The sequence below is a fragment of the Enterococcus sp. PF1-24 genome (assembly GCF_029893325.1).
Lineage (GTDB): Bacteria > Bacillota > Bacilli > Lactobacillales > Enterococcaceae > HY326.
The window spans coordinates 1-19721 of the sequence record NZ_JARXWL010000014.1 but is presented as its reverse complement, the minus strand read 5'-3'; the positions used below and the strand labels follow the sequence as shown (position 1 = coordinate 19721).

At 35.9% G+C, this 19721-nt stretch carries 15 protein-coding genes; 7 read left to right on the top strand and 8 right to left on the bottom strand.

All coding sequences use genetic code 11. The features are described from left to right. The first annotated feature begins 122 nt into the window (after window positions 1–122). Together map and M2139_RS07670 are read left to right on the top strand one after the other, a co-directional pair. Window positions 123–887, top strand: coding sequence for a type I methionyl aminopeptidase (gene map, locus M2139_RS07675; RefSeq protein ID WP_280738242.1), 765 nt, complete (start codon window positions 123–125; stop codon window positions 885–887). A gap of 66 nt (window positions 888–953) precedes the next feature. Continuing rightward, window positions 954–1853, top strand: coding sequence for a YihY/virulence factor BrkB family protein (locus M2139_RS07670; RefSeq protein WP_280738241.1), 900 nt, complete (start codon window positions 954–956; stop codon window positions 1851–1853). A gap of 2 nt (window positions 1854–1855) precedes the next feature. Here the strand turns inward: M2139_RS07670 and M2139_RS07665 are convergent, their stop codons facing one another. From M2139_RS07665 to M2139_RS07630, 8 genes are all read right to left on the bottom strand, one after another. Continuing rightward, window positions 1856–3742: an LTA synthase family protein gene (locus M2139_RS07665; protein WP_280738240.1), complete on the bottom strand. Its 1887-nt coding sequence runs from the start codon at window positions 3740–3742 to the stop codon at window positions 1856–1858. A 206-nt stretch (window positions 3743–3948) separates the two neighbouring features. Continuing rightward, window positions 3949–6084, bottom strand: a complete 2136-nt coding sequence (locus M2139_RS07660) for a glycosyltransferase family 2 protein (protein WP_280738239.1) — start codon at window positions 6082–6084, stop codon at window positions 3949–3951. Window positions 6085–6212: 128 nt separating this feature from the next. After that, window positions 6213–9482, bottom strand: coding sequence for a glycosyltransferase (locus M2139_RS07655; RefSeq protein ID WP_280738238.1), 3270 nt, complete (start codon window positions 9480–9482; stop codon window positions 6213–6215). Window positions 9483–9484: 2 nt separating this feature from the next. Then, entirely contained in the window at window positions 9485–10693 is a 1209-nt protein-coding gene (locus tag M2139_RS07650) for an ABC transporter ATP-binding protein (protein WP_280738237.1), read from the bottom strand. Between the two features lie 83 nt (window positions 10694–10776). Beyond that, window positions 10777–11583 (bottom strand): ABC transporter permease, encoded by an 807-nt coding sequence (locus M2139_RS07645; protein ID WP_280738236.1) that lies wholly within the window; start codon window positions 11581–11583, stop codon window positions 10777–10779. 212 nt (window positions 11584–11795) lie between these two features. Next, window positions 11796–12533: a glycosyltransferase family 2 protein gene (locus tag M2139_RS07640; protein WP_280738235.1), complete on the bottom strand. Its 738-nt coding sequence runs from the start codon at window positions 12531–12533 to the stop codon at window positions 11796–11798. A gap of 13 nt (window positions 12534–12546) precedes the next feature. Beyond that, the gene (locus M2139_RS07635; RefSeq protein WP_280738234.1) at window positions 12547–13365 is read right to left on the bottom strand and encodes a glycosyltransferase; all 819 of its coding nucleotides are present in this window, start codon (window positions 13363–13365) and stop codon (window positions 12547–12549) included. A gap of 34 nt (window positions 13366–13399) precedes the next feature. Next, window positions 13400–14164, bottom strand: a complete 765-nt coding sequence (locus M2139_RS07630) for a glycosyltransferase (RefSeq protein ID WP_280738289.1) — start codon at window positions 14162–14164, stop codon at window positions 13400–13402. A gap of 464 nt (window positions 14165–14628) precedes the next feature. Here M2139_RS07630 and M2139_RS07625 point away from each other — a divergent pair, with 464 nt between their 5' ends. The 5 genes from M2139_RS07625 (at window position 14629) to rfbD (ending at window position 19606) form a co-directional block, all read left to right on the top strand. After that, window positions 14629–15753: an MraY family glycosyltransferase gene (locus M2139_RS07625; protein WP_280738233.1), complete on the top strand. Its 1125-nt coding sequence runs from the start codon at window positions 14629–14631 to the stop codon at window positions 15751–15753. Window positions 15754–16033: 280 nt separating this feature from the next. Continuing rightward, the gene (gene rfbA, locus M2139_RS07620) at window positions 16034–16903 is read left to right on the top strand and encodes a glucose-1-phosphate thymidylyltransferase RfbA (RefSeq protein ID WP_280738232.1); all 870 of its coding nucleotides are present in this window, start codon (window positions 16034–16036) and stop codon (window positions 16901–16903) included. An 11-nt stretch (window positions 16904–16914) separates the two neighbouring features. After that, window positions 16915–17487 (top strand): dTDP-4-dehydrorhamnose 3,5-epimerase, encoded by a 573-nt coding sequence (gene rfbC, locus M2139_RS07615; protein ID WP_280738288.1) that lies wholly within the window; start codon window positions 16915–16917, stop codon window positions 17485–17487. Between the two features lie 40 nt (window positions 17488–17527). After that, window positions 17528–18556 (top strand): dTDP-glucose 4,6-dehydratase, encoded by a 1029-nt coding sequence (gene rfbB, locus M2139_RS07610; protein ID WP_280738231.1) that lies wholly within the window; start codon window positions 17528–17530, stop codon window positions 18554–18556. A gap of 216 nt (window positions 18557–18772) precedes the next feature. Further along, a complete protein-coding gene (rfbD, locus tag M2139_RS07605; protein WP_280738230.1) occupies window positions 18773–19606 on the top strand; it encodes a dTDP-4-dehydrorhamnose reductase in 834 nt (277 codons plus the stop codon). The last annotated feature ends 115 nt before the right edge of the window (window positions 19607–19721 follow it).

The window sequence follows — 19721 nt, the reverse complement described above, 5'->3', positions numbered from 1 at the left end:
ATAATACATAATATAGCACAAATTTGTTGTTTTTTAAAGCTTACTTTGATGACGAAACCCTAACATAGTGTTACAATTAGATGATATGATAAGATTTATAAAAGTAAGGGGAAATTTATTATATGATTACATTAAAATCAAAACGTGAAATTGAAGAAATGGCAAAATCTGGGGAACTTTTAGCGGATGTTCATCGTAATTTGCGAACTTTTATTAAACCTGGCGTAACTAGCTGGGATATTGAAGTTTTTGTGCGGAATTTTATTGAAAGCCATGGTGGCATTGCCGCGCAAATTGGCTTTGAAGGTTATGAATATGCTACTTGCATTAGTATCAACGATGAAATTTGTCATGGTTTTCCACGTAAAACGCCTTTAAAATCTGGTGATTTAGTTAAAGTTGATATGTGTATTGACTTAAATGGTGCGATTTCCGATTCTTGTTGGGCTTATGTAGTGGGAGAATCAACACCCGAAATTGATAAATTAATGGCTGTCAGTAAAGAAGCTTTATACTTAGGGATTGAACAAGCGGTGGTAGGCAATCGCATTGGTGATATTGGTTATGCCATTGAAACTTATGTGGAAGGTGAAGGTTACGGTTTAGTGCGTGATTTTATCGGTCATGGCGTAGGTCCGACAATTCATGAAGACCCAGCGGTACCTCATTATGGCATGAAAGGCAAAGGCTTACGTTTAAAAGAAGGTATGGTAATTACCATCGAACCAATGGTTAACACGGGGACTTGGAAAATGAAGATGGATGATAATGGTTGGACGGCTTACACTAGAGATGGTGGCTTAAGTTGCCAATTTGAACATACAATTGCGATTACTAAAGAAGGACCAATCCTTTTAACTTCTCAAGGGGAAGAAAAAAATTATTAATTGCTATTTGAAATAAAAAATCTTCATCTCATACAGTTTAGAGAGAAGTAATCTTGGAGAAGTTTAATGATTGAAAAATGGAAACAAAGGTTGAAGCTCTCGACTTTTATCCGAGTGGTTTATAAACGCATGACGGAAGCAGACATTATTAATCATGCGGCGATTGTTGCTTATTATTTGATGCTTTCGTTATTTCCTTTATTGATTGCGGTAGGGAATATTTTACCTTTCTTAAAAATTGAAGTTTCAACGGTGCTTGTTTACGTGCAAGAGATGATGCCAGCTGAAATTTTTGATTTTTTGAAACCGGCGATTGAAGGGTTGCTGACGCAACGTTCTGGTAGTTTATTGTCCGTTTCGGCGCTTACGGTTTTATGGTCTGCTAGCCAAAGTATTAACGCTTTGCAGACGGCTATGAATAAAGCGTATGGTGTGGAACAACGGGGCAATATTATCTGGGTACGCATCGTATCAATTTTTATGATTGTCTTTTTATTAGCAGCATTAGGTTTAGTAACAGTCGTTTTAGGTTATGGAAAAATGATATTAGATTATTTAACGCCGATTTTACAGCTGCCTAACAGTTGGTTGGTAACTTTTCAAACCTTAAAATGGCCAGTGACTTTAATTGGCTTGTTTGTGATTATGATGTTAGTTTATTTCTTAGTGCCCAACGCTAAAGCTTCTTTTCGCTCAATCGTTCCAGGAGTGTGTTTTGCCACAGCGGGTTGGTTATTGCTTTCGCAAGCTTTTAGTCTTTACTCAAGTTTTTTTGTGACTACGTTAAGTGGTTATCAAATTATTGGGAGCTTCATCGTCTTGATGTTGTGGTTGAATTTTGCTTCGGTGGTGATGATTCTCGGCGGTGTAATTAATGCTGTGGTGGCGGAATATACTACAGGGGAAAAAGTTCAAGAGCGAGTAGGGATGTTAACACGCTTAAAAGAATTAAGAAAAGCAGACTGAGTTTATTTCTCAGCCTGCTTTTTTTCGTCTGTTGGTTCTTCACGTTTTTTCCCTAATAAGACATCATCATAAAAGGTTGATTTTTTTTGTAGCTCTAAATCTAAGGTGTCATAGCCTAATTGTTCGATTAAAGTTGGTTGCTTAGAAAAAAGATTGGTTCCTAAGCCTAAGCGTTCTCCTTCGATTTGCGCTCCTAAAGCTGCTAAAGTTGTCGGATATAAATCTAAGGCTGAAAATTGCCGATTTTGTGTTTTGCTAGCTTCAACTGGACTATTAATAATGCAATTATAAACAGTTCGTTGATAATCATCTGGTACGCTAGCGGCAAACGTTTGGTCCATAGTAATATGGTCGCCACAAATAATAATCGTGGTATTTTCATAAAAAGGTTGTGCTTGTAAAAACGTTATAAAATCAGCCACCATTTCATCGGCATAGTGAATGACGTTTGAATATTGGTCATCAAAAATTTCTGGCGTGTTTTCTGTCATATAACCATCAGGAAAGTGGGTATCCGCGGTTAACAAAGTAAAGTTAAACGGCTCACCACTTGCTGCGGTTTTGACGATTTGCTCTTTTGCTAGTTCAAAGAGAATTTCATCTTCATAACCCCACCAAACATAGTGGTCTGAAGGAATCCACTGATTAGCATGAGCGTAAGGATAATCCATAATTTGATATTCCCCGTGCTGCTTAAAGTATTTATCACGACTGGCAAAGCGGGCATAAGAGCCAATAAACAGCTGCTGTTGATAGCCTTCTTCAGCTAAAACTTCTCCTAGTGAATAAACGCCCGGTAAAAAGGCTTCAATATTTTCCCCGTAATTATTACCAGCTTTTTGTTCCGGCACATCTTGATTTAAACTAGTTTTTAAAGGAATTCCTGAAGTTTGTGCCACCATTGCCCCCACCGTATAGTTGACGCCTGAAAGGGGTAAAGCGCCACCTAATTTCTCAGTATTAGAAAAATGAGTGTTCTCCTGTGCCAATTCCGCTAAGTTAGGCAGCAGATTTTCTTTTTTTACGCCACCTAAATCTTGTGAGAGATAAGAAGATTCCATAGATTCTAAGTAAATATAAACCAGATTGCGTTTCTTTTCGGGAAAAGTAATTTCGACTTCTGCGGGATTTTTATAATAGCTTTCATAAAATTCCGTATTTTCAAACAGAGCTGCCCGAATTTCTTTAATGCCAAAAACAGAAAGACCTAAGTATAAATTGGTAGCAAAAATCACAATTGAAGCCGGAAATAAAAGGTATTTCCAAATTTTCAACGATGGCTTTTCTTCGCTATTTTTCCATTTAATTTTAAATTGAATCAAATGATTGACTACTAGCCAAACTAGAACACTACACAAAATACTGTTTAATAAAGGTGAGAAGACAAAATTTTCAATTTGTTCACTACCAGAGCCTTCTAAGGGCTGACTTAAAGTGAACAATATTTGGTTAATATCAACTTTCCCGAAATAGCTAATCGCCCAATTACAAGCAAATAAAAAGAGAAAACTCAGAGTAATTAAAAACGCCGCCACACCACTAATGAATTTTTTCAAAATTATTTGGATGCGTAAGGTATTTAATTTTAAATTTTCTTGATAGCGAGGCACGAAAACTTTCTTTTCTCGTAAACGATAATAGAGATAAAATAGAAAGTAAATTTGTGCGGCCGCAACGAGGGAGGCGATTAGTAATTTTTCGTCAGCTCCAAAAAGTAAATGAGGTAGCTGCTTAAATGTCGGGATGCCCACGAACATCGTATAGTATTTAAATGAAATAATTAAGTTGAGGGTTGCGATTTTAAACAGCGTAAATAGCTGTTTCTTCTCAAATGATTGAAAAAACTGATAGTTAAATAAAATGATTAATAATAAAGTTGTATATACCATAAAGCAAACCCTTCCGAATTTTTTCCCAAAGATAAATATAACACAGATAGCAGGAAAAAAGAAGATAAGAAAGGCGTTACACTAGAGTATCAGGGGGATTTAAAAGATTTTTAATTTGTTGTGTTATACAAAAAGTAAAGTATCAAACTAAAAAAATCCCCAGAGAATAAAATCACTTCACTTGATTTTGTTCCCTGGGGTTCATTTTATGCTTTTACACGAATTGAAAAATCGCCGGAAGTTCTTGATAAGTTAGGATTGTAGTAAGGGTCATTATCAATATATTTCTGCCAACGAGTTTCCATCGTAGCCGTTTCTTTTTGGAAACGAGCTTGTTTTTCGGGTGTGTTTTCATAACCACGAGATTGTGATTCAAAGTGGAATAATTCTACACCGTGAAGCCAAATATTATTTCTACCTAATTCATAAATTTTCAAACATAAATCAACGTCATTAAAGGCGACGGTTAATTCTTCATCAAAGCCACCGACTTGGTCGAAATCAGCTTTTTTCACCATTAAACAAGCAGCAGTAATCGCTAAATAATCAACATTGATTTCTAACTTGCCATAATAACCGAAGTCGCCTTGGGGGAAAGTATGGTGCCCATGACCAGCAGCACCGCCTAAACCTAAAATAACGCCGGCATGTTGAATTGTGTGGTTAGGATAATATAATTTAGCTCCCACACAACCAATTCGTTCTAACTGAGCAAAAGAAACCATCTTCGTTAACCAATCAGGCGAAATGACTTCCGTATCATTATTTAAAAATAGCAAATAGTTGCCTTTGGCAGTTGCAGCAGCGATGTTATTAATTTTAGAGAAATTAAAAGGAATATCAATCGTTTGATAAGAGAAGTTTTCTCCTAATTCACGGCCGAATTGTTGATAAAGCTCAAACATCCGCTCTTCGGTACTGCCATTATCAGCAACAATAATTTCATAGTTATCATAATCCGTTTTATCAACAATCGAAGTCAGACAGCGTTTCATGTCTTCGTAACCATTTTTAGTGGGAATAATAATGCTGACTTTTTCTTTTTTCAAGATTTCATAATGAACATCATATAAACCATTGCCAGCAGCGTGAGTAGCATAACCAGAAATTTTCCGTCGTTGCAAAGCTTCACTAACTGCTTTTAAACCAGCTTCAAAAGCATAGCCTTTGGTAGATTGGTCAGCAGCGGTAGAAGTCGGTAACACTCGCCAATGATATAAAACTTTTGGAATATGAGCAATTCGTTGACTGCTAGTTGCTTCAGTGAAACGTAAAACTAAATCGTAATCTTGCGCCCCTTCATAACCAACCCGGAAACCGCCAATTTCGTCCATTAAAGATTTACGATAAACCCCTAAGTGAGAAATATAATTGGTACCAAGTAATAAATCTGGCGACCAATCAGGTTTGAATGCTGGTTCAAAACGCTGACCTTCTAAATCAATTTTATCTTCATCACTGTAAATTAAATCTAGCTCGGGATTTTGATTTAAACATTTAACCACTTCATACAAAGCAACTGCTGGTAATTCATCATCGTTATCTAATAGCGCGACAAATTCTCCAGTGGCAATCGCTAAAGCTGAATTAGTTGCTTTGGAAATATGACCATTTTCTGGACGATAATAAACTTTCACACGGTCATCACGATTAGCAAAGCCGTCTAAAACTCTCCGGACTTCTGGGTCTGTTGAAGCATCATCGGCAATACATAATTCCCAATTGCTATAATATTGATTTTCAATTGACTCAATACATTTATCTAACCAAACTTTTTCCACGTTATAAACAGGCACCAAAATTGAAATTTTCGGTTGGTACGCAAATTTTTCAATTTCTGCTAAAATTGCTTCACTTTGCCAGTTTTCATTTTCGGCAATCCACTGTTGATAATTTTCGTTGGTATTTTTCGTTTGTTCCAATTGCACCCGTTGTAAAGTACGTTTTAAACCATTGCGTTTTAAATAGCCTAAGCCTTTGCGGGTTTTTCGTAAAAGCTTCGTTAAGTCTGATTCACTTTCAGGGGTGAAGGTGAATTTTTGTTTGGTATCTAACTGATAAATTTCACTTTCACCAAAAGTAATTGGCAAAGTAGCGACATTTTTAGGAGTCAAGCGAATTTCAAAGCCAACTTCTTCTTTGGCGCTTAATTTATGCACCATAATCACGTCACTACGATAAAGGTTGGTAACTGAAAAATTGCTAACTTGCTCTTCAGGAACAGAAATAGTAGTGGCCGTTTTGTTAGCTTCGTCAAAAGCCCAACCACTGATAATAAGTTCGTTGGTTTTGCGATTTTTTTCAATTTTATCAATGTTATAGATTGTTTTCGTTGCGTTCATAAGGAAAGTCCTTTCATAAAAAAATGAGGTTGAGAGCCATTAATTATTCTAGCTGTCTATTTTTAGTAGCTTTAGGCAGGAGAATTAATTAATAGCTTTTATTTCCTCAACCTCAGGCTAGCAATCAATTAAAGTAGAAAAATATTTTCGTTGGTATAAGGGTCATTTAATTCAGCGGCGCTATATTTTCCTTGTAAATCAGCGATTGGTAGCGGGGTATCAAAGAGTGTTTGATCAGCACTTACCATTTCACTATAAGGTTGGAAAATAATTTTGCCTTTTTGATTACGCAATTGCATCGTTAAATCAACACCCCATAAGTTTTGGGCTAAGTTTAAATCAAAGCCACCAACTGCAAGGAAATCAGCTTTGCTAACCAATAAGAAATCAGCTGTAGCAGCGTAAATTTCTCTTGGTAAAACAGGTCGGAAATAAGAACCAATCGTTTTGCTAGAAGCACCCCGTTGTTCAAATTCCAACTGTTCTTTTTCTTGGTTTAAAGCGACACCGACATTTAAAACGACTTCGTGTTCAGAATTAATTTTACCAGTAGCGGCAGCAATTGTTGCTCTTTGCCCGCTGCTGACTAACTCTGATAACCATTGACGACTTTTGGGCGTTAATAGTTCATTTAAGAAAACTAGATATTCTCCCTTAGCGTTAGCGGCCATTTCATTAATGTTAGCACCAGCTACAAAGCGAATCCGTTTATCTAAATCGCCAATTGCTGTGGTGAAGCGTGCCGACATTAAAATTTCATAGTTAGGATAAACCGTTTGTTTTAAAATGCCATCTAACCAAGTACCGACATTTTTTTCTTCACCAATCGCTAAAATTGAAACGAAAGGTGCTTTTTCCATTGTATATTTTGGCTTATAAGCCCCGTAGTTTTTAGTCATAACTACTTCAGCCGGGATATTGCGGCGATTTAAAGCAGCTTGTACTGAGTTTTTACCAGCTGTGTAAGCATATTCTTTACTTTGTGGATCTAAGGCCGTTGACGTTTCGATGGTGCGCCAATGGTATAAAATTTTTGGAATATGATGAACAATTTCAGCTACTTCCGTTGCTCGTAAAACAAAGTCGTAATCTTGGCTGCCGTTAAATTCATGGCGTAAGCCACCGGCACGAGTCGTTACGATATCTTTTTTCACCACTACAAAGTGGGTGATATAGTTATGACCTAATAATAGTTCTTCATTCCAATCAGGTTTAAAGAAAGGATCGAAGCGTTGACCACGAACGGTAATCTTATCTTCATCTGTATAAATAAAATCAATTGCCGGATTTTGATTTAAAGCCGCGACTACTTCAAATAAAGCATTAGGCGCTAGCTCATCATCGTTATCCATAAAGCCAATATATTCTCCAGTTACTAACTCAATCGCTGAATTAGTAGCTTCTGAAATATGACCATTTTTTTCACGGAAAGTGATTTTTATGCGATTATCTTCTTTAGCTAAGTTTTCCAATAAGGGTTTAATATAGCTTTCAGTAGAAGCGTCATCGGCTAAACAAAGTTCCCAATTTGAATAAACTTGCTTTTTCAAAGAGTTGACACAAGCCATTAACCATTTTTCTTCAACATTATAAACAGGCACGACAATTGAGATTTTCGGCTGATAAGTAAAAGCTTGAGCTTGTTGTTTCAAAGCATCCCAATCATAGTTTTCATATTCAGCAATCCATAAATCATAAGCACTTTGATTATTTTTGCGGGCTTGCCAATTTTTCAAGCTAGTTCCTAAGCCGTTTCTTTTAATCGAACCTAACACTCGGCGTAAGCGAGCAGTCGAAGAAGCGTTGCTTAAGTTAAAACGGTTAAATTTCAGCTTCCATTCTTTACCAGTATGGTCAGCCACGATTAATTTCAAAGTTTTATTAGCGATAAAATGATCAATTTCTAAAATAAAACCATATTTTTCTTTTTCAACTAAATCAAAAGAATCAATGACATCAGGTCTTAAAGTAGTGGTTACTCTAAAGTAAGCCCCTTGGGTAGCTGGGGAAGCATAAATTAAAGGTAATTTATCATGTTTGCTGTAGCCCCAACCATGAATCACGGTTTTTCCTTCATCAGGAATTAAATCGATCATCTCAATATTTAAATGAATTTCTGTTTCTAAGTCTTTTGAATAAGGACGATAAGTTGAATTATCTTTTAAAATGGCAAGTTTCATCAAAGTACTGTCATCAACTAATTGATTCAATTGCTGACAACGTTGAATTAACTGCTCTTGGTCGTTTTCCAAGGCTTTTTGATGCGATTCCATCCGTTTGATTTTTTCTTGGCTGGTTTTCTTAGTTTCAACTAATTGATAAAAAGCTGTTTCTTCAATATCATAAAATTGATTTTCACTGAGAATATCCAAAGATAGGACTAATTCTTTGCCAGCAATGTCTGCACCATCAAATAAAAAGTAAGGACGGGTTTCTTTGTTAGAGAACAAATATAGCTCATCTTCATTGGTAATAAAGTTTGTTTCTAAAGGTGTGACTTCTTCACCGTCAATAGTAGCGCTAAAAGCAATAATCCCAGAAGTTTTCAAAGGATAAATTTTTAAAGAACGCACATTTTCAGCAATTTGATGAGTGGAAACTTTATTTTCGCCAGTTGTATTATTAAATAAATACATGCCAGATTCTTTTTCATCAGTATATTGATAAGTTAAAACCACTTCTTTAATGAAATTAGAATTAATCGGTGTTTGACGAATCGGTTCAGCTACTGGTGTTTTGCTTAATGAATAAAAGTATTGATAAACTTCACCAAATAAGCGAGATTGAAAATCATAGCGACTAGGTAATGGTAATTGCTCGTAGCTCGTTTCAATTTCGTTTTGGCCCACTTGGGCGTAAGTGAAATCTTCAATAGCAATATGTAAATCTATCCGCTGAAAGACAGCTTCAAAACCATGTTGCGTGAAGAAAGTATTGTGAGTATGATCCAGTAAGCCATATTCTTTCCAATCCAACTCGTTGTTAAACAAGCCGATTAAAACGGAATTATGGGTTAAATTAGGAAATGTAATTAAAATACGACCGGCTTCTTTTAAAAAGTCGCGGCAAGTTTTTAAAACTTCTTCAGTATTGGTTAAATGCTCCAATACATCAGCGAAAATAATATAGTCAAATTGTTGATTAGCGAAATATTTCACCCATTCAAAAGTGTCAATATTTCCTAAAAAACCATCGTTAGCAAAAGTCATTACTTTTTGATAAAGCTCAGGGTCAAATTCCACAATGGCTACTTGACAGTTTTTTTCTTTCACTAAATACTCAGTCATGCGACCATTACCAGGACCAAACTCTAAAACAGAAGAACCAGCAGGAATTTGGGTAATAATTTTGCCGACACTGGTATGCTCTTCTAAAGATAAATCAAAATCATACTTCATGGCTATGCCTGCTCCTTCCAAACGTGATCTAACACAACAATTCCTTCACCAACATATTTCCCTGTAATAAACATTGTTAAAAATTTCGTTTTGTAAACAAATGGCACCGTGGCATTTTCTTCAAAAACCGCTACGTCAAAATAGTATTCGCCACCAAGTAACGCCATTTTACTATATTCAATGAAAAACTCATTTTCCCCAAGTTCCCAAGGAATTTCAACGTCATCTAATAAAGTATTTAACCCGCAAACATATTGATTATCCACTGTTCGAATGGCTACCCCTAAAACAGGGCGCTTCACATCAACTTTTTTAACAGTATATTTAACTTTTACAAAAACTTTGCTATCTTGAATTACGATATCTTGAATAGGTTGTTTGTTTTCATCTAACAGCTCAGCTTGATTGACTTCAACGATATCGTAAGCAGAATGTTCTTCCACCGAAGTGCTTTCACGGTCAACGGTTTTTAAAGATTTTTTCTTTAAGAAGTTTTCGTATTCTTCAGTGATTTCCATGGTGTCGCCTTCAGCTTCAACTACGCCATGTTTTAACCAATAAACCCGGTCACAGAAACGACGAACTGCATTGACATCATGAGAAACGAATAAAACGGTTTTACCAGCATTCCGAAATTCAGTGAATTTTTCCATACATTTTAATTGGAACTCTAAATCCCCAACAGCTAAAGCTTCATCGACGATTAAAATATCAGGATCAACATTAATTGCCACAGCAAAAGCTAAACGGACAGTCATCCCGCTTGAATAGGTTTTTAAAGGTTGATAAAGGTGGTCGCCGATATCAGCGAATTTAATAATATCATCTACCATGTTTTCCATTTCTTCACGGCTAAAGCCTAAAACCATGCCATTTAGGAAAATATTATCGTAGCCTGAGTATTCCGGATTAAAACCAGAACCTAATTCCAGTAAGGCCGCGATATTACCGTTGATTTTCATTTCCCCTTCAGTAGGGGTTAAAACGCCAGTAATAATCTTTAATAAAGTTGATTTACCAGAACCATTTTCACCGATAAAGCCAATCATTTCGCCAGGTTCCACTTTAATATTGACATCATTTAAAGCGTAAAAAACGTCATGATAGTTTTTCCGTTTCGGGCTTAAAGCTTCTTTGAAACGGTCAGAAGGTTTGGCGTACATATTATATTTTTTTGTTAAATGATTAATTTCAATTGCTAAATTTGACATAAAAAGCTCCTTGTTTATGCAAAGGAAGAACTATAAATTTTTAGTTTCAAGCCTTGCGTTCTTATATTAAGGTATTTATTTTTTTATAATACATCTGAGAAGTGTGGGCGCAGGCGTTTGAACATTAAGCTGCCTACTATTAATAAGATGAAAGTAACGCCCCAGAAATAAGCTGTTAATGCCCAATGCTCCCAGAACCAACCTTGATTTAAGAAAGCTGAGCGGTAACCTTGAACCACATAATATAGTGGATTAAATTTCAGTAAGAACAAAATCGTTGGGTGGTTAGCAAAGCTGCTAATATCCCATAAAACTGGCGTGCCCCACATTAAAGCTTGCATAATAATCGCAATAAATTGGTTAATATCTGGCAAGAAGGGTTGGATAGAAGAAGTAATCCAAGTTAAACCAGTTAAAAACATCATTAAACAAAATAGATAGTAGAAAATTTGTAAAATTTGTAACGTTGGCATAAAGCCTTGACTAATCGTTACGCCTAAAGCGATAACTACGAAAAAGCCATGAATATACAAATTAGAAATAAGTTTAGCCGTCGGTAATATCCGAATGTTAAAGACGACTTTTTTTACTAAATAGCTATACTCGCGGTAAACGCCAGTTCCTGAGCCAAGAACATCAGAAAAATAGAACCAAGGCACCAAACCAGTTAGTAACAAAACAATTTGCGGATATTCTTGATTGGGGTTTTTGAAAACCATACCGAAAACAAACCAGTAAGTAACTACCGTTACAACTGGGTTGGCAAAGGCCCAAAACATCCCTAAAGTTGAACCAGCATAACGAGATCTAAAATCATTAAATGAAAATTGTAACAGTAACCGTTTATTTTGATAAATTTCTTTAACAAACGTTTTTAATTCAGTAAACATAAATTGAGTTCCTTTCAAAAGCGATAACTTTTTTTCTTATTTATTAAAACATTTTCTATATAAAATAGATTAACACACCAATTTTACAGAAACAGCCATGTAAAAGCAAGAAAGGTTCTTATTAAGATTCAATAAGCTTTTTTTTAACTTTAAAAAGAGCTTGTCAGACAAGCTTTATGGATAAGTTTAAAAATTGGTAAAATTATTATAAATTAACCTAACTTGTTGTTTTTTTCTTTAGCTGAATAAAACAAGTAAGCTTTTAACATTTGTAGGCGGCCAAGGAGTTGTTGTGTTAGCGGGCGTTTGTGCATGCCCGTGACATTATTGCCGTGGCGCACATAGTTCATTAAAGCTTTTTCAGAGATAGTGATTTTAAAATTGCGTTTCTTAGCAACTAGGAAAAACCATTGATCGTGCATTTCAATTTTTGCCGGAAAAGGCAAACTGGCATCGGCTAATCGCCGAGAAATTGCCATCATCGCTCCTGTATAAGCATTTTTTTTAAGATTTCCTAAGAGTCCTTGCTGTACTTGATTATGGTGGTAGTGATTCCATGAAGCATCTAATTCTTCACCTTGTGGCCCAATGACCACACCATCGTGGAGAAATAAGTCGCTGTTATCTTTTTGAAAAGCCGCTAAAGCGCTGGCTACTTTTTCAGGAAACCACTGATCGTCTTGGTCGCTGAAAAAAATATAGTCACCTTTCGTTAAAGTTAAGGCTTTTTCAAAAGAAGCAATCGGGCCAAGATTTTTTTTATTTTGATAGATGTTAACACTGGCTGAATAATCTTGTTGCAACGCTTTGATAATCGTTAACGTTTGATCCGTTGAGTTGTCATCAACAATAATTACTTCATCTGTAGCAGTTAGCTGAGCTAAAATTGAGCGTAACTGTTTTTCAATAAATTGGGCGCCATTATAGGTCGCCAAACAAACAGAAATCATGGCAAAGCCAACCTCATTTCGTTTTTTTCGTTAATTCTTGCCAAGTAATTCGCCAAATTTTACGATTTTTAACTAATAAAAACTGTTTTAATAAGCGTAAAAATAATTGCTGGCGATGTCTTTTTTGCAGAGTTGTTTCGTATTCGCGATAGTATAAATTTTCAGCCATTACAATACTTAAATAGCGCTGTGGGGAAACTTGCTGATAATCTAAAACGGATAATTGATGTTGCAATTTTTCGTCTAAAATTTCCACAGCTAATTTTTCTTGATAAAGTCGCCAGAAAAACCAGTGGTCTAAAAAATCTAAAGGAAAAGCTTCATTAAAACCACCAATCTGATTCAAAACAGCAAGGGGAATACAAGCCCCCGAGTTAATCGCCATTAAACGCTGGCTAGTTTTACCCGCAGATAAATTTTGATGATTGCTGCTAATATAATCTTCAGCCGCAACTGGTGAAATTTGTGTTTCTTCGGCAAAAATCAACGGCACAATAGCACCTAAATCAGCAGTAAGCTCAATTTTCATTAATTTTTCCAAATAATTTAGCGAAATTTCCGTATCATCATCTAATAACAATAAAGCGTTGGAGTGATTTGCTTGGGCTTTATGCCACCCATAATTATAAGCTTTCGCTAAACCAGGATTGCTAGCATCGTGAAAATAAGTAATATTCTCTGCTGATAAAGGATTTTCCTGAGCCGTTGGGCTGTTATCATAAAGAATAACTTGAAATCGGTTTTGATTCGCAATCGCTGTTAATAAAGAAAAGATTGGCAGCTGAGCAATTTTCTCTTGGTAAATCACTAAAATCAAGGTGATTTTCTGCATATAAACAGTCCTTTTCTCCTTTTAGGTAGGTTGTTTAAAAAAGTTGCCAACCCCATTTGTTAAAATAAGTTTTCATTGATTTCATAAAAATGGTGAAAGCTGTTTTACTTTTATGAGAATCACGAGCATAAAAATGAACAATGCTGGCTTCTGGAAAATAAACGATTTTTTTGCCAGCTTGGCGGGTTTTTTGACAAATATCATTATCTTCAAAATACATAAAGAAATTCTCATCAAAGCCGTCAATTGCATCAAAATCACTTTTACGATAAAGCATAAAACAACCGGAAACAAAGGGAATTTCTTGAATCGTGTTTTGGTCCGTCAATTCTCGACATTCAAAACGAGTCAAACGCCGATTAAATAGTTTTTTCACAAAACCAAAAGGTACAAAGCGCAAAGCATAATCGAAAACCGTTAAGCGTTGGCGCAATAAATATTGGGTTTCCCCGTCAGGATAAAGCACTTTTGGTGCCACTAAAGCGGTATCTGACTGACTTTCTAAATAAGTCAATAGCTGTTGAAACGCTTGTTTTTCTACTAAAATATCAGGATTACAAATCAAAAAATAAGTGCTTTTAGTTAATTGGGCATTGTAATTATGGCCAAAACCAAAGCCTTTATTTTCTGAATGATAAGTCACATGAATCTGCTCAGTGGCTATTTCTGCTAATTGTCTTTGAAAATCTGGACTAGAGTGATTATCAAAGATGAAAAGTTCAGCCGGAAAGTTCGGCAGAATTTCCTGTTTCAAATTCTCTATAGTTTGAATTGCCTCACTACTGTTGTGAGTAACAATACTAATCGCGATGGATTTAATAATAGGTCGCCCCTTAATTTATATATAAATTCAATGAATTTTAAATTTTTTGAATATCAGTATAATACTACTGAAAAACCAGTGAAAAATCAATCTCCCAAGATTATTTATCCCTTTCTTAATAAAAAAGGAATGAGAGTTTTGGATTTGTTAATCTTACTGGAAAAATAATAAATGAAATTCACGGCAGAAAACGCCACTACAATTTATTCTTGCACTTTACTCGGGGGCTGACCAGCTTGTTCCACTTTTTAGGTAATCCAGCTGCAGGCGTTAACTCCGTTCGATAAAATGATAAACAAATCCGCGGTATAGAACACCGCTAATATTTTTTTATGCATTTTACTCGGGAGTTGAGCAAACGCCTTCCGCTTTTTAGTCTTGTAGAAATGTGTTATTGATGATATGCTTTACTTGATTTTGAATGAAAGAGAGATGCCTTTATGCATACTATGGTTACTGTGATTGTGCGGTTGATTATTACCGTGTTTATTTCACTGATATTAACGCCCTTAGTTAAACTATTAGCTTTTAGAATTGGGGCGGTTGATGTACCGGGTCCTAGAAGAATTAATAAAAAAATTATGCCAACGATGGGTGGTTTGGCAATTTTTTGTGCTTTTGCTTTTTCGACTTTAATTTTATTTGATGATTTAATTCCTAAAAGTAAATTACTACCTTTATTATTAGGGGCGTTGATTATCGTTATTACTGGGATAATTGATGATGTCAAAGAACTATCTCCACTGAAAAAAATGGCTGGGATTTTAATTGCAGCTTGTGAGATTTATTTTGTGGCAGGGGTGCATTTTGATAGTATCACTTTACCAATTGTCGGTTTTCTTGATTTGCGTTTTCTATCATTTCCCTTAACTATTTTGTGGATTGTGGCGATTACTAATTCTCTGAATTTTATTGATGGCTTGGATGGCTTAGCTTCTGGGGTTTCAATTATTGCCTTATTTACGATTGGCGTGATAGGTTATTTCTTTCTAACTGCCGCTAATTTTTATGTGGCAATTATTATTTTCGTTTTAATTGCGGCAATTATTGGCTTTTTTCCTTATAATTTCCATCCTGCCAAGATCTATTTGGGGGATACTGGAGCGCTATTTTTAGGTTTTATGATTTCGGTTTTATCATTACAAGGTTTAAAAAATGCCACAATTATCAGTTTGATTACGCCAATGTTAATTATGGGCGTACCGATTACTGATACCGTTTATGCGATTATTCGTCGTTTTTTAAGCAATCGGCCAATTTATTCTGCTGATAAAATGCATTTGCATCATCGCTTAATTTCCCTAGGTTTTACTCATAAAGGGGCGGTTTTAACGATTTACGGCTTAGCTTTAATCTTTTCTTTCGTCGCTTTGATTTTAAGTTATAATCATTCAGTTTGGTCAACAGTGTTGCTCTTTGTTTTAGTCTTAGTCGGTTTAGAGCTTTTTGTAGAGTTAATTGGCTTAATGGGGCCTAATCGACAGCCGTTAATGTATGTTTTCAAAGTTTTTGGTAATAAAGAATTCCGTGAAGAACAGAAGAAACGCTGGTTGAAGAAAAAATAAATTTTTAGCTCAATGCCACTGCTATTGGTGGCGGCGAGCTATTTTTTTGTCATAATAAGCCTGCTTATAATTAAAAACAGTTGTTATTTTCAGCGTTAAATCGGCTTTCTTACTAATGACTAATCATTAAAGCTATGTTAAGTCTTTGTAACATAGCTTTTTATCTTTTTGAAGGTATGCTATAATTTATTGTCGATAATCACTTTAAGTTTTTATCTTTATCATGAAATAAATAAGCAAATAAAATTTGCGAAAAAATAAATGAATTGAGGTTTCTTATATGAAGGGAATTATTCTTGCAGGTGGATCAGGAACGCGTTTATATCCACTAACGAAAGCAACATCTAAACAATTAATGCCGGTTTATGACAAACCAATGATTTATTATCCAATGTCAACTTTAATGTTGGCGGGAATTAAAGACATTTTGATTATTTCAACACCAGAAGATACGCCAAGATTCGAACAATTATTTGGTGATGGTCATGAATTAGGGATTCATATTGAATATGCTGTGCAAGCAAGCCCTGATGGATTGGCGCAAGCCTTTATTATCGGTGAAGAATTTATCGGTTCTGACAGCGTCTGCTTAGTGTTGGGAGATAATATTTATTACGGTGGGGGCTTATCAAAAATGTTACAACGCGCAGCTAGTAAATCGACTGGCGCAACTGTTTTTGGTTACCACGTTAACGATCCAGAACGTTTTGGTGTAGTTGAATTTGACGAAAATATGCAAGCTTTATCTATTGAAGAAAAACCAGCCCAACCAAAATCTAGCTATGCTGTAACGGGTTTATATTTCTACGATAATGATGTCGTGGAAATCGCTAAAAATATCAAACCTTCTGATCGTGGCGAATTAGAAATCACTGACGTTAATAAAGTTTATTTAGAACGTGGCGATTTATCAGTTGAAGTGATGGGCCGTGGCTTTGCTTGGTTAGATACCGGCACCCATGAATCATTATTAGAAGCGTCAACTTTTATTGAAACGATTGAAAAGCGTCAAAACTTAAAAGTCGCTTGTTTAGAAGAAATTGCTTATCGCATGGGCTACATTGGCAAAGAAGAAGTGCTAACTTTAGCTGAGCCTTTGAAGAAAAATGCCTATGGCCAATATTTAATTCACTTAGTAGGAGAAGCATAAACATGGGAAAAATTAAAGTAACTGAAACCAAACTAACTGATGTAAAAATTATCGAACCAGCCGTTTTTGGCGATCACCGTGGTTTCTTCACTGAAAGCTATTCAGCTGAAGATTTTAAAGCAGCAGGTATTGATTTTAACTTTATTCAAGATAATCATTCTTTATCAGCCGAAGCTGGTGTTTTACGTGGTTTACATTTCCAAAAAGGCCAAGCTGCGCAAACGAAATTAATTCGCGTAGTAACGGGCGCTGTTTTAGATGTGATTGTTGATATCCGTAAAGGTAGCCCAACTTATGGTCAATGGGAAGGTTATATTCTTTCAGAGCATAATCACCGTCAATTATTGGTGCCAAAAGGCTATGCTCACGGCTTTATGACTTTAACCCCTAACGTTAATTTCTTATACAAATGTGATAACTATTACAACGCTGAAGCGGATGGCGGCATTGCTTTTGACGATCCAGATTTGCAAATTGATTGGCCAATTGCCATTGATAAAGCGATCACTTCTGAAAAAGACCGCAAACATCCAACTTTAAAAGAATTTGCAGCAGAAAATGATTTTGTTTATGGCGAAATTTAAAGCGTAGCTAGCCATTTAGAATAGGAGCGTAATTTAACTTATGAAAAATATTATTGTAACTGGTGGAGCCGGTTTTATCGGTTCAAATTTTGTACATTATGTTGTCAATAACCACCCAGAAATCCATGTCACTGTTTTAGATAAACTAACTTATGCCGGTAATGAAAAAAATATTGCTGGCTTACCTAAAGACCGTGTGGAATTAGTCGTTGGCGATATCGCTGACGCTGAATTAGTTGAGCGTTTGGTCCAAAAGACGGATGCTGTCGTGCATTATGCCGCAGAATCTCATAACGATAATTCCTTAAAAGATCCATTTCCTTTCGTACAAACCAATATTATTGGTACATACACTTTAATTGAAGCTTGTCGCAAACATAATGTGCGCTACCATCACGTTTCAACTGATGAAGTTTATGGAGATTTACCATTAAGAGAAGATTTACCAGGTCATGGGGAAGGTGTCGGTGAAAAATTCACTGCCGAAACAGCTTATAACCCATCAAGCCCGTATTCTTCAACTAAAGCTGGTTCAGATTTATTGGTGAAAGCTTGGGTGCGTTCGTTTGGTTTACAAGCGACCATTTCTAACTGCTCTAATAACTATGGACCTTACCAACATATCGAGAAATTTATTCCCCGCCAAATTACTAACGTTTTAAGTGGCATTAAGCCAAAATTATACGGCGCGGGTAAAAACGTTCGTGACTGGATTCATACCAATGACCATTCATCAGCGGTTTGGACTATTTTAACTAAAGGTAAAATTGGCGAAACTTACTTAATCGGTGCTGATGGTGAAGAAGATAATAAAATGGTGATTGAATTAATTTTAGAATTAATGGGTCAACCAAAAGATGCTTACGACCATGTTAATGATCGTCCTGGTCATGATTTACGCTACGCCATCGATTCTCAAAAATTAAGAGAAGAATTAGGCTGGCAACCAGAATTTACTAATTTCCGCGATGGTTTAGCTGATACCATTCAATGGTACACTGATAACAAAGATTGGTGGCAGGCTGAAAAAGAAGCTGTCGAAAATAACTACGCGAAAAACGGACAATAATTTTAACTGTTAAAAGAGTGGACATTAAGCCCTTAACTTCCGTCAAATCTCAATATCGCTAAACATTCTGTCAAAGGCAAGAATCCGCTTGCGACGAGGACCTACGGGACCGCAGGAGCAAGGTCTTAGTGTGTCGGGATTTATATAACGGAAGTCGGCTATGTCCAACTCTTTTTTGCTAGAAGATTTTTAAATGAAAAGAAGGATGTGGCATAAATGATTTTACTAACTGGTGGTAATGGACAATTAGGTACAGAATTACGACATCTTTTAGATGAAAAAAAACTAGACTATATTTCAACTGATGCAGGAGAAATGGATATCACCGATGCGGAAGCAACCATGGCGCTGATTCAAGAAATCAAACCGACTTTAATCTATCACTGTGCAGCTTACACGGCTGTTGATAAAGCTGAAGATGAAGGCAAAGAGCTTGATGAAAAAATCAACGTAACTGGCACCCGCAACGTGGCTTTAGCAGCTAAAGCTGTCGGGGCAAAATTAGTTTATATTTCAACTGACTACGTTTTTGATGGCACTTTAAAAGAAGGCATGTACGCAACCGATGCGGCAACCAACCCACAAAGTGAATATGGTCGTACTAAATTATTAGGAGAACAAGTGGTTCAAGAAATTTTAGAGGATTACTATATTATCCGCACGTCTTGGGTCTTTGGTAATTACGGTCATAATTTTGTCTTTACTATGCAAAAATTAGCAGAAACAAGAGATACATTAACAGTGGTTAACGATCAATTTGGTCGTCCTACTTGGACCAGAACTTTAGCTGAATTTATGGTCTTTGTCATGGAAAAAGCCGCGCCATTTGGCATTTATCATTTATCTAACGAAAACAGCTGTACTTGGTTTGATTTCGCAAAAGAAATTTTAAAAGACACAAAGGTCAATGTCTTGCCAGTAACTTCTGAAGAATATCCGCAAAAAGCCAAACGCCCACAATATTCTGTGATGGATTTAAGCAAAGCCCGAGATTTAGGCTTTGAAATTCCTACATGGCAAACAGCGTTAGCTGAGATGTTGAAGAAATAATTTACCGGTTATAGAAACGAAAAAGGGGCTGTGACAAAAGTCTCTAACAAAAAACGCATGAAATAACGAAAAATCGTTCATTTCATGCGTTTTTTCTAGTAAAATAAAAAAGAAG

Bases quoted from the DNA above. Each gene is read 5' to 3' on its own strand.
- M2139_RS07670 (WP_280738241.1), top strand. From the start codon at position 954: ATGATTGAAAAATGGAAACAAAGGTTGAAGCTCTCGACTTTTATCCGA.
- M2139_RS07665 (WP_280738240.1), bottom strand. From the start codon at position 3,742: ATGGTATATACAACTTTATTATTAATCATTTTATTTAACTATCAGTTT.
- M2139_RS07625 (WP_280738233.1), top strand. From the start codon at position 14,629: ATGCATACTATGGTTACTGTGATTGTGCGGTTGATTATTACCGTGTTT.
- M2139_RS07660 (WP_280738239.1), bottom strand. From the start codon at position 6,084: ATGAACGCAACGAAAACAATCTATAACATTGATAAAATTGAAAAAAAT.
- rfbB (WP_280738231.1), top strand. From the start codon at position 17,528: ATGAAAAATATTATTGTAACTGGTGGAGCCGGTTTTATCGGTTCAAAT.
- rfbD (WP_280738230.1), top strand. From the start codon at position 18,773: ATGATTTTACTAACTGGTGGTAATGGACAATTAGGTACAGAATTACGA.
- M2139_RS07635 (WP_280738234.1), bottom strand. From the start codon at position 13,365: ATGCAGAAAATCACCTTGATTTTAGTGATTTACCAAGAGAAAATTGCT.
- M2139_RS07645 (WP_280738236.1), bottom strand. From the start codon at position 11,583: ATGTTTACTGAATTAAAAACGTTTGTTAAAGAAATTTATCAAAATAAA.
- map (WP_280738242.1), top strand. From the start codon at position 123: ATGATTACATTAAAATCAAAACGTGAAATTGAAGAAATGGCAAAATCT.
- M2139_RS07650 (WP_280738237.1), bottom strand. From the start codon at position 10,693: ATGTCAAATTTAGCAATTGAAATTAATCATTTAACAAAAAAATATAAT.
- M2139_RS07640 (WP_280738235.1), bottom strand. From the start codon at position 12,533: ATGATTTCTGTTTGTTTGGCGACCTATAATGGCGCCCAATTTATTGAA.
- M2139_RS07655 (WP_280738238.1), bottom strand. From the start codon at position 9,482: ATGAAGTATGATTTTGATTTATCTTTAGAAGAGCATACCAGTGTCGGC.
- rfbA (WP_280738232.1), top strand. From the start codon at position 16,034: ATGAAGGGAATTATTCTTGCAGGTGGATCAGGAACGCGTTTATATCCA.